The following is an 11,932-nucleotide window of genomic DNA, read 5'->3' on the forward strand; positions in this document are numbered from 1 at the left end:
CACAAGAAAGGAAAGCGCTTACAATACGTCATTTGACGTATATTTTTATTCGGTATAAGAAATTAGTTGTTTTTTAATTTCATCTGCAGTAGTTTTTTCATTGGCTAATTTTATAGAGAGTGAATCTAGAATTGCTGAGTTTTCTTTTATAGATTCAAAAAATAAATCGACTATAAGTCTAAAAACAATTAATAATACAGCAGCAATTAAGCCTGCACCGTTATTAAAAACAATAAAGAAAAACGAAATAATTACAACAAATTGTTGGATAAAAATTCTTAAATAGGGTTTAAACATCAACTCTTTGGTAGTGAATTTAAGATACTTTTTTTGAGCAATATAATCTGAAATAAATTTACCCAAGTGCGTAAAAATAATGGCAGGTAAGGCAAATTTTATGTCTTCTAATTGCAAAATTGAGGTATAATTTTCTATGAGGTTAAAGGGCTCTTTTATGATACTACTTTTGCCCATACTAAAAAGTGCAAATCCGAATATGGATTGTATGGCTACAAAAAAACCATAATGTACTACAAAGAAAAGAATCAAGGTAACATTCTTAGTTTTAGAATTGCCATAACAAATTGTAGTTGCCATTTTTAATGCATTAAAAATGCCTATTAAAATGGTTTCTAGAAAGTAGGCAAACAAAATAGTAAGGGCATTTGCTTTGCCCAAGTATAGCAAGAAAAGCAAATAAATGCTACTTAACCAGATAAATGCATTTTGAGGTGTAGGATATAATATTTTCTTAATCATGTAGTAAATTTTAGAACTACAAATCAATAAAAACTATTCATAATTATAAATACGCCAAATGCCTTATTTTAAAAGGATATATGTGGAAATTTAGAAGTTATTAGCTCTTGTTTTAACGATAAATTATGCAAAAATTTTAAATGTTCTTTGCTTTTAGGGTTAAATGGTTTGTGGGCAATTCCTTTTTGAATTGTATCAATTTCTTTTAAGGTTGCTGTTGTATTTTCAGAAAACCAAGTAAATGTAAATTTCTCCCAAATGTATTGTATTGCAGTATTATTAGGATGTATCATATCTTCTGCATAGAATCTATAATTTCTAAGTTCATCCATCATTATTTCATAAGCAGGGAAGTAGTGAATACTTTTTCTTTTGTCAATCACTTCATGAATTGCCGAAATTAAATGACTCTTACTTTGCATATTTTCTACAAATCCATCTTTTAAATGTCTTACTGGAGATACTGTGAAAAGCAAGTTAATATCTGGATTTACATTTTTTACTAAAGAAATAATCGCTTCTAAACTCTCACTTATCTCAGCAATAGTCAATAGTTCTTTTAAAAATTTTTTTTGGGGAATTTTATGACAATTAGCCACAATTTTGTCATCCTCTATAAAACGATAAACCCAAGCTGTACCTAGAGTAATTACTAAATGAGAAGTGTTTTTTAAAAATTTAGAAGTCGCTATAATTTGAGAATTTAGATTGTTTAAAATCATATTCTCATCAACTTCGCTTAAAGAAGAATGCGCGTCAAAACTATGATACCTTTCATTCTGAAATATTAAATCTTCTTTAGTAAAAGATTTTGTATTGATAACATCAGTTATAAATTGCTCTATAGCTTTTGGATGAAATAAAATACCGAAAGGATTTTGATAATTTTGAAATTTAAAATAATCTAATTTTTGCCCAATATTCTCTGAAAAACAAGAACCTAATAATAGAATTTTTGAGTTGTAATCTATGAGCTTTCTAGATCGTTTTTCTAAAGGAATCGTGGTTTGAAATTTCATAAATTACTTATTTTGAAAAGTAAATTTAATCGAAATTTAGTACTTCAACAATTTTTTGGTTTTAGAGTTTCCTTTCGTTTGATAATGAATAAAATAATTGCCTCTTGGTAAGGATTGTAAATCAATTTTAACTGTATGATTGGAGTCGTTAAAAGTGGTGTTAGCAATTATTTTTACTACAGCCCCAATTGCATTGTATAAAGTAATTTTTGTGTTGGCATTACTACCTTTAAAATTAAAAATTACAAAGTCTGTAGTAGGGTTAGGATACACCTTAAAAACAGGCTCGTTATTAATACTAGTATCTGATGTTAAAGTAGCATTACAATTTACTTTAAAAATAGGTAGAGCTTCAAAATTTTTAAAAAGTACGGTTTCAGATTCTTGTTTTGTAGCACCTAACCAATCTGTTAAAATGGTGCTATAAATATTTCTAAAATCGAATTGCATTTGCACACCTTCTTGATCATCCACTTGTGTATCAATTTCTGGAGCATCACCTAAAATTTGATTTTTTGCACAATTTCCGAATAAAAATAAAGGTGCAGCAGAACCATGATCTGTACCTAAACCTCCATTAGAACGTATACGTCTCCCAAATTCAGAATAGGTCATTCCCAATACTTTTTGATCTATGTTTAAAAGTTTTAAATCATCTTGAAAAGCAGCCATAGCCTCTGATAATTCTTGTAGTAAACTTGCATGTTGGCCTGTTTTTTTATCGCTTTCTACAACTTGATTATCATGATTATCAAAACCACCAATTTGCACAACATAAACTTTTGTTTGTAAACCGCCAGCGATTAATTTAGCTACTTGTTTTAATTTTTCTGATAAGTCTGAGTCTGTATACTTATTCGATTTGTTAGCACCAGAACTAGCTGCATTTTGTATTACTTCTGCATATGCGTTGGTTTGCGCTATAGTTTCGTTTACAAAACTTAAAGCATCTCCATAACAGTTATTGGGTATTGTACTAGTGCTAGATACTAGTGCTGTACCTGGATTCTCTGGATCTTCAATAGCTAAAGAAAAGTTAGAATTTACACCTTGGCATGTTTCAGAAACTACTTTACCAATTGTAATTGCAAATGGATCTGGATTTGTGGCATCAGGATAGTTTGATGGGAAACTGCTGTGATTGATATCAAAATAACGACCTAACCAACCAGAAGCAACAAATTCATTGGCATCTGATGCAGAGTTCCAAATATCAGTAGACCTAAAGTGAGATCTATTTTGATTTGGGTAACCCACATTTTGAATAATTCCTAATTTTTCTTGATCCCAAATTTCTTTCATTTTTTCTAATGAAGGATGCACATAAGTAGAGCCATTTAGACTTAACAATTCATTTTCTGGAATTATAATATTTGAACGAACTGATTGCAAATTGGCATAATCATTCAAATCAAAAATAGTGTTTAAACCATCATTTCCTCCTTGAAGTTGTATTAAAACAAGAACATTCTCATTATTTTCTGTAAACTGATAATTATTAGGTTTCTCTTTTGCAAATACAGGAAAACCACTCAGTGCAATAGGTAATGATGCTGAGGCTATAGAACTTAGCTTAATAAAATCTCTCCTGTTAAGTTTTTTTTGATTTTTCATAACCTACATTATTTGAAATTCAGACATTTGAACCATAATAGAAAGTAAGTTTCTTAGCTTTTTATCTACAGAAACTACTAAGGTAATGTTAGTGCTATCTGCTAAATATTCACTGTATTCTACTGTCCACTCAAAATCGGGTAAACCTGGTATTAAAAATTCTTTTAAACTTATTATTTGTTCTTCTGAAACTTCGTAATTAAATAATAAATTAGATAAAGATCTTATTAATACATTAGGATCTGTTGCATTTTCTATCTTTGAAACTATGGTTAAAACCGGAATTAAAGGCGGAATAGTATAGGTTATATCATCGATAACCAAATCACCTCCTGTAACTATAATTCTACAATAGTCTAACCTTTTTGGCAATAAGAAACTATTTACCCAGCTTTTGTAAAATAATGGTGCTTGGTAATAGGCTTTCCAACCAGCAACATCTGGATGATGAAAAATATCTTGATTCAAATCAAAACAAGCAGAATATAATACTAAAGCATAATCATATTGCTCTTTAATGGTTGTAGATGGCCCATCAAAAAGTAAAGATTTTGTTACAGATAACATTAAATCAATAGGACTTTTTATCATGCAAAACGTACTTTCAAAAAAGTGATCTGAAGCTAATAGTACTTTTAATGCAGGTGCAATTTCGTAATCATTATCTCTTAAGATTTTGGCTAAAGGTGTAATTACATTTACCTCAATATCATCAGTAATTTCAGAGTTTACAAACCATTTATAGATTTGTCTAATAATGAACTTTGAACACTGTTCTTGCTGAAAAATTACATCAATTAAATCTTTATATTCATCTGCTCCATTTTCTTCAATAACTGCATTGTTAAATCTATGAGATAATGTTTTACTGCCTTTTGAATGATTAAAGTTTGAGAAAAACGGAGTTAATGTATCTGGGTCTAGTAGACTTTTAACTCTCCACCCTGTAAGAATTTTTGCGATAGCTACAATATCATCTTCTGTATAATTTGTATAATCTCCATTACCAACAGCAGCACCTTTACCTAAGGTAAAAAGTTCTAAAAGTTCTCTTGCGTAATTTTCGTTAGGAGCAGAATTTGTGTTTTGATTTCCGCTCAAATACACCAACATATTTGGGTCTACCGTAATTTTTTTGGTAAGCTCTTTAAAGTTGCCTAGAGCATTTTCTCTTAACGTATTAATGTAATAAAATTCTCTATGAGGATTGGTATTTACAGATACAAAATGGTTGTGCCAAAATAGCGTAAGCTTTTCTCTGATAGAAATACCAGACTCTTGCATTTGAATAAAAGTCCAAGCATATAAAGAACGATTTCTAGCTCTTATAGCTTTATTAGTAGCTTGTTGTGTTGGTAAAATAGGGTATGGAGGTGCATTTACCCAAGTTTCTCCATAATTTACCTCTGGGTCATAAACTTCGTCTCTTTCTGTACCATCAAGTTCGTACTTTAAGGGTGGCTCAGGCATTGGCTGAGCTTCAAAAAGTTTAGAAATTGTGCCAGTTAAACCTAAATCTAAAGCCTCAGTTAAGGTACCTCGAGAACAACCAAAAGAAGCTCTTCTTAATAAATGATTAGCTTCTGCAGCTGTCCAATTTCCAGAATACGTATCTAGGTAAGCCATAGTTAAAGATAATAAAATAATAGATATAGAATAATCTACTATTAATTAAGACTTTAACTTTGCAATAAGGTTTAATTAGGCTGTTAAATAATCTTTGGCTTTTTCTAAAGCTTTAGGAATTCCACCAGGATTTCTACCACCTGCAGTAGCAAAAAATGGCTGGCCACCTCCACCTCCATGAATTAATTTTCCTAATTCTCTTACAACAGTTCCTGCATTATAACCTCTTTCGTTTGCTAATTCTTTAGAAATATAACAAGTTAACAATGCTTTTTCGTTAGTAGGAGCAGAAGCAAATAGCAAAAATAAATTTTGATGTTCTTTACCTAAACTAAAAGCCAAATTCTTTATTCCATTAGCATCTAAATCTACTTTAGTGGCTAAAAATTGAACTCCGTTAATTTCTTGAAGTTGATTTTTTATCTCTCCAGAAAGGTTTTGCGCCTTTTCTTTTAATAGCTGTTCTACTTGCTTTTGTAATTCAGTATTTTCATCTTGAAGTTTTTGAACAGCTTTAACAGGATTTTTTGTGTTGTTTAATAAATCTTTAATTTCAAATAATGTTCTGTTGTTATCAAAATAAAAGTCTTTAACAGCATCATTTGTAATAGCTTCAATTCTACGAATTCCTGCTGCTACAGCTCCTTCAGATTTTATTTTAAAATGCCAAATATCGCCTGTATTTTTTACGTGAGTTCCACCACAAAGTTCTATAGATTTACCAAATTTAATTGCTCTAACAGTATCACCATATTTTTCGCCAAATAAAGCCATTGCACCATCTGCAATTGCTTTTTCCATAGTTATGTTTCTGCTTTCTTCTAAAGGTAATTTACCAGAAATACGTGCATTGACAAAGTTTTCTACATCTTGTAATTCTTCTGTAGTTAACTTAGAAAAGTGAGAAAAATCAAATCGTAAGTATTTAGAATGAACAGCAGAACCTTTTTGCTCTACATGAGTTCCTAAAACTTCTCTTAATGCTTGATGCAATAGGTGAGTAGCTGTATGATTACATTCGGTTCTATAACGTTGTTTTTCATCTACAACTGCTTTAAAGTTTGCATCTAAATTCTGAGGTAGATTTTTAGCAAAATGTATAATTACATTGTTTTCTTTTTTGGTGTCTAAAATATATACAACATCTCCATGAGTATCTTCTAAATAACCTTTATCACCTACTTGACCTCCACCTTCTGGATAAAAAGGAGTTAAGTTAAATACTAATTGATACATTTCACCATCTTTCTTAGAGGTTACTTTTCTATATCTTGTTAGTTTAACATTTGCTTCTAAAAAGTCATATCCAATAAATTCTTCTACAGCATCATCAATTAATATTGTCCAATCATCAGTAGACATTTCACTTGCAGCCCTAGATCTATTTTTTTGCTTTTGTAATTCTTCTTCAAAGCCTTTCTCGTCTAAAGTATAGCCTTTTTCCGATAAAATTAATGCAGTTAAATCTATAGGGAAACCAAAAGTATCATATAGTTCAAAAACTTTATCTCCAGAAATTTCTTTTGATTTTGAGTTTTCAATAATTCCGTCTAATAAAACTAAACCTTGGTCTAATGTTCTTAAGAATGAAGTTTCTTCTTCTTTAATTACATTCTCTATTAATTGTTTTTGACTTTTTAACTCTGGGAAAGCTTTACCCATTTTATCTGATAAAATAGATACTAACCTATAAATGAAAGGCTCTTTTTTATCTAAGAATGTGAAACCATATCTTACAGCTCTTCGTAAAATTCTACGAATTACGTAACCAGCTCCTGTATTACTTGGTAATTGACCATCTGCTATAGAAAATGCAACAGCTCTAACATGATCCGAAATTACTCTTGTTGCAATATCTTGTTTTTCATTTTTACCATAAGAAGTGTTGGTAATTGTACCAATTTCTCTAATAATTGGCGTAAAAACATCAGTATCATAATTAGATTGTACGTTTTGTAATACCATACATAAACGTTCAAATCCCATTCCAGTATCTATATGCTTGTTTGGTAATTCTTCTAAAGTACCATTTGCTTTACGATTGTATTGCATAAAAACAAGGTTCCAAATCTCTACAACTTGAGGATGGTCTTCATTAATTAAAGTACGTCCATCAACCTTTGCTTTTTCTTCTGCAGAACGAATATCAACATGAATTTCAGAACATGGTCCACAAGGTCCTTGTTCTCCCATTTCCCAAAAATTGTCCTTCTTATTTCCTTTTAATATTCTATCTTCAGCTATATATTCTTTCCAAATATCATAGGCTTCAGTATCCATGTTTAGTTGGTCTGCATCTTCTGAACCTTCAAAAACAGTTACGTAAAGAATATCTTTATCAATCTTATAAACTTCTGTCAATAACTCCCAAGCCCAAGCAATTGCTTCTTTCTTAAAGTAATCTCCAAAAGACCAATTCCCTAACATTTCAAATAATGTATGATGATAGGTATCATACCCAACTTCTTCTAAATCATTATGTTTACCTGAAACACGTAAACATTTTTGCGAATCTGTAATTCTATTCTTTTTTGGAGTTGCATTCCCAAGAAAATATTCCTTAAAAGGCGCCATTCCAGAATTTACGAACATCAATGTTGGATCGTCTTTTGTAACCATTGGTGCAGAAGGAACTACCAAGTGTGATTTTTTTTGAAAAAAGTCTAAAAAAGTAGCGCGAATATCTTGAGATTTCATAAAAAAGAAGTTTCCAACAAGTTGGATTATGTTAATATATTTTTAAAATAACTGCTCTAAAAAAGCAGTTGTAAAACATTTCGTAAATTTGTGAGTTCTTGTATTTAAAAGTTTTCCAAGAAATCTTTAATACAAACACAAAAATAGTATATTTCACAATATGGCAAAAGTAAAATATTATTATGATGAGGATACGCTTTCTTACAGAAAAATTGCTGTAAAGAAGAGCGATTATTATCGTAAAATATTATTTAGCTTTTTAGGTGTAATTCTTATTGCGTTCATTGGTTTTATTGGCTTTAGTCAAATAATTACTTCTCCTTCAGAACGTGCTCAAAAAAGAGAATTAGAAAACTTAAAGTTTCATTACGAGTTAATTAATAAGAGGTTAGAAGAAAGTGCTTCTATATTATCTCAGCTACAAGAGCGAGATAATAATATTTATAGAAGTTATTTTGAGGCAAACCCAATACCTGAAGAACAAAGAAAAGCAGGTTTTGGTGGTGTAAATCGATATAAAAACTTAGACGGATTTGAAAATTCTGAACTAATTAAAAATCTTACCAAAGAAGTAGATATCTTATCTAAACAAATGGTGGTGCAATCTAAATCTTTAGATGAAATAGTTTCATTAGCAAAAGAAAAGGAAGAAATGTTGGCGTCAATACCAGCTATTTTACCTGTTAAAAAAGGTGATTTTTATGTGGCTTCTGGATATAAAATGAGAATGCATCCTATTTTAAAAATCAATAAGTTTCATAAAGGAATGGATTTTACGGCTCCAAAAGGCACACCTGTTTACGCCTCAGGAAATGGAAAAATCTACAGAGCCCAAAGAAGCTCTACATTTGGTAAAGTAATTTACATAGATCATGGTTATGGTTATAAAACCATTTATGCTCACTTAAGCAAAATGGTAGTAAAAAGAGGAGAAACTATAAAAAGAGGAGACTTAATTGGTTATGTTGGTAACACAGGTTTATCTGTAGCTCCACACTTGCATTATGAGGTTCATAAAAATGATGTGGCTTTAAATCCGATAAACTTTTATTATGGAGATTTAACCTTAGAAGAGTTTGCAAACTTGCAGCAAACCTCAGAAGAAAGTCAATCTTACGATTAATTTAGGCCTATTTTATGTATATAGATTTACCCGAAAAAAGATATTATAAGATTGGCGAAGTTGCATCCGCTTTTGATGTAAACACCTCATTAATTCGATTTTGGGAAAAGGAGTTTGATATCATCAAACCAAAGAAAAATAAAAAAGGAAATAGACTTTTTACGCAAGATGATATTCATAACTTTAAACTTATCTTTAATTTAGTTAAAGAAAGAGGCTTCACCTTAGAAGGGGCAAAACAGCAGCTTAAAAAGAACCCAGAAAGCACTTTCAATAAGCATGAGGTTATTAGCAGACTAGAAGCTGTAAAAGCAGAATTGCTAAAAATAAAGAACTCACTTTAATTACTTTTTGTAAGACGTTCTTATTTAAATATCCCAATATATTTTACCTGTTTTTATATTATGCATGCATAGTAATTTTCCCTATATTTGGGAAGTATGAAATTACGTATTTGCTAATTTATAGCAGTACATTTAAATAAAACCTCAAAATTATGTCAAAAAAGTATGTAGATTTAGAAACATTGAAATACATACTTTATGATATTCACAAATTAGAAGATTTACTTTCAAGAGAAAGATTCCAAGAACATGATATGGAATCTTTAAATCTATTTATAGATTCTGTAAAAGACTTTTCTGATAGAGAAATGTATCCTTATTTTCAAGAGATGGATGCAAATCCTGCATATCATAAAGATGGAACTGTTATTGTTCACGAGCAAGTTCAAAAAGTAATGCATCAATCAGGAGAAATGGGTATTATTTCTGCTTGTTTCGATTATGATGATGGTGGTTTACAAATGCCAATTTCTGCATTTCAGGCAGCAGTGTATATTATGGATGCAGCCAATAATCACTTACCTGGTTATCCTAGTTTAACATTAGGTGCTGCAGAATTAATTATAGAGTTTGGTTCGCAAGTTTTAAAGGATAAATATGTGCCAAATATGTTGGCTGGAGTTTGGGGTGGTACCATGTGTTTAACAGAACCGCAAGCAGGTAGTTCTTTATCTGATGTTGTTACTAAAGCCACACCAACTAATGATGGTTATTACAAAATAACAGGGCAAAAAATATTTATTTCTGGAGGCGATTACAAAGGTGCAGAAAATATTGTGCATTTAGTTTTGGCAAGAATTGAAGGCGCTCCAAAAGGTACTAAAGGAATCTCATTATTTGTAGTACCAAAAAACAGGTTAAAAGAAGATGGAACTTTAGAATATAATGATGTAATGACTGTAGCTGATTTTCAGAAAATGGGCCAAAAAGGATATTGCACTACGCATTTAGGTTTTGGAGATTCTGATGATTGTAGAGGCTGGTTAGTTGGTGAAGAACACAAAGGTTTAGCCCAAATGTTTTTAATGATGAATGGTGCTAGAATTGCAGTAGGTAGAGGTGCAGCAGCAATTGCAATGGCTGCATATAGAACTTCTTTACAATATGCGAATGAAAGACCACAAGGAAGAAAGTTATCTGCAGATGGTAAGAAGAACCCTACTGAAAAGCAAAGTCTTATTATAGAACATCCAGATGTTAGACGAATGTTATTGCTCCAAAAATCTATTGTAGAAGGTTCTTTAAGCTTGGTTTTATTGGCCTCTAAATATCAAGATATATTAACAACAGCCACATCAAAAGAGGAAAAAGAAAAGTATCATTTATTGTTAGAAATGATTATTCCTATTGTAAAAACATATCCATCAGAAGCTGGTGCAGAATCTGTAGATAATGGCTTGCAAGTATTAGGAGGTTATGGTTTTTGTACCGATTTTACCTTGCAACAATATTATAGAGATATTAGAATTTCTGCTTTGTATGAAGGTACAACTGGTATTCAATCTCAAGATTTATTAGGTAGAAAAGTGCCTATGCAAAATGGTAAAGGATTAGAATTATTATCTGCAGAAATAGTAAAAACTATTATTGCAGCAAGCAATGATGAAAATCTTAAAATATATGCTAAAATTTTAGGCGATAAATTAGAACTCTCCCAAAAAATTCTTGGTCATTTAATGCCTTTTGCCATGAAAGGTAATTATGAACGTTATTTAGCAGATGCTAACTTATTTATGGAATATATGAGTATTGTTGTGTTAAGTTGGTTATGGCTAGAAATGGCTGTTGATGCTAAAAAATCTTTAAGTAATAAGGATAAAAAATACACAGCAACGTTTTATGAGAGTAAAATTCACACTATGAAATTTTACTTTAAATATGAGTTACCTAAAACCAATTCTTTAGCTGAATCATTAATGAATAATGAAGTTATAACGATTAAAAATGAAAAAGAATACATTATATAATGCATAGTAAAGATCAATTTAATTTATCAGGAAAAGTTGCTGTTATTACAGGTTCAAGTAAAGGTATAGGTAAGGCTATTGCTAAAGGTTTAGCAGAACAAGGAGCACAAGTTGTTATTTCTAGCAGAAACCAAGAAGCTTGTGACGAAGTTGCAAAAGAATTTAAAGAACAAGGTTTAGATGCCATTGGTATTGCTTGTCATATAGGAAAAGAAGACCAACGAAAAAATTTGGTTGATAAGACAATCGAGTCTTTTGGTAGAATAGATATTTTAGTGAATAATGCAGCTATTAATCCTGTTTTTGGACCAATTGAAGAGGTTTCTCCAGAAATTTTTGATAAAATTATGGATGTCAATGTAAAAGCTCCTTGGTCTTTGTCAAATTTGGTGTTACCATATTTTCAGACCAATAAAAACGGTAGTATAATTAATATCGCATCTGTAGAAGCTTTAACTCCAGGTTTAGGTTTAGGTATTTACAGCACAAGTAAAGCAGCTATTTTAATGCTTACAAAAAATCAGGCTAAAGAATGGGGTAAGTATGGTGTAAAAGCAAATGCCATTTGTCCTGGTTTAATTAAAACAAAGTTTAGTGCTGCTTTATGGCAAAATGAAAAAATACTAAGTAAAGTAGAAAAAGCTTTACCATCTTCAAGAATGGGAATGCCAGAAGAAATGGTAGGTTTGGCATGTTTACTAGCTTCAGATGCAGGTAATTATATGACTGGAGGCGTTTATACTGCAGATGGTGGTTATATGATTGCAGGTTAAAATAGAAAAA

General features: G+C 30.7%; 9 protein-coding genes. 4 read left to right on the forward strand and 5 right to left on the reverse strand.

The window, feature by feature from the left end; all coding sequences use genetic code 11:
- Nucleotides 1-45: 45 nt before the first annotated feature.
- From V7R38_RS05780 to alaS, 5 genes are all read right to left on the reverse strand, one after another.
- A complete protein-coding gene (locus V7R38_RS05780; protein WP_334056589.1) occupies nt 46-759 on the reverse strand; it encodes a DUF6498-containing protein in 714 nt (237 codons plus the stop codon).
- A gap of 68 nt (nt 760-827) precedes the next feature.
- On the reverse strand, nt 828-1,778 hold the full coding sequence (locus tag V7R38_RS05785; RefSeq protein WP_334056590.1) for a GSCFA domain-containing protein: 951 nt from the start codon (nt 1,776-1,778) through the stop codon (nt 828-830).
- Nucleotides 1,779-1,814: 36 nt separating this feature from the next.
- Nucleotides 1,815-3,392, reverse strand: a complete 1,578-nt coding sequence (locus tag V7R38_RS05790) for a DUF1501 domain-containing protein (RefSeq protein WP_334056592.1) — start codon at nt 3,390-3,392, stop codon at nt 1,815-1,817.
- Between the two features lie 3 nt (nt 3,393-3,395).
- Complete coding sequence (locus tag V7R38_RS05795) at nt 3,396-5,018, reverse strand: DUF1800 domain-containing protein (RefSeq protein WP_334056594.1); 1,623 nt, start codon at nt 5,016-5,018, stop codon at nt 3,396-3,398.
- 75 nt (nt 5,019-5,093) lie between these two features.
- A complete protein-coding gene (alaS, locus tag V7R38_RS05800) occupies nt 5,094-7,715 on the reverse strand; it encodes an alanine--tRNA ligase (protein ID WP_334056596.1) in 2,622 nt (873 codons plus the stop codon).
- A gap of 160 nt (nt 7,716-7,875) precedes the next feature.
- On the opposite strand from alaS, the gene V7R38_RS05805 reads away from it, so the two are divergent.
- The 4 genes from V7R38_RS05805 to V7R38_RS05820 all read left to right on the forward strand — a co-directional run bounded on the left by V7R38_RS05805 (nt 7,876) and on the right by V7R38_RS05820 (nt 11,922).
- Entirely contained in the window at nt 7,876-8,838 is a 963-nt protein-coding gene (locus tag V7R38_RS05805; protein WP_334056598.1) for a M23 family metallopeptidase, read from the forward strand.
- A 14-nt stretch (nt 8,839-8,852) separates the two neighbouring features.
- The gene (locus V7R38_RS05810; RefSeq protein ID WP_015481260.1) at nt 8,853-9,182 is read left to right on the forward strand and encodes a MerR family transcriptional regulator; all 330 of its coding nucleotides are present in this window, start codon (nt 8,853-8,855) and stop codon (nt 9,180-9,182) included.
- 152 nt (nt 9,183-9,334) lie between these two features.
- A complete protein-coding gene (locus V7R38_RS05815; protein WP_334056601.1) occupies nt 9,335-11,149 on the forward strand; it encodes an acyl-CoA dehydrogenase in 1,815 nt (604 codons plus the stop codon).
- Nucleotides 11,149-11,922 carry an SDR family NAD(P)-dependent oxidoreductase gene (locus V7R38_RS05820; RefSeq protein ID WP_334056603.1) on the forward strand — a complete coding sequence of 258 codons (774 nt, stop codon included), beginning with the start codon at nt 11,149-11,151 and terminating at the stop codon, nt 11,920-11,922. The genes V7R38_RS05815 and V7R38_RS05820 overlap by 1 nt, the downstream gene beginning before the upstream one ends.
- The last annotated feature ends 10 nt before the right edge of the window (nt 11,923-11,932 follow it).

The organism is Polaribacter sp. P097 (genome assembly GCF_036864555.1).
Classification (GTDB): domain Bacteria; phylum Bacteroidota; class Bacteroidia; order Flavobacteriales; family Flavobacteriaceae; genus Polaribacter.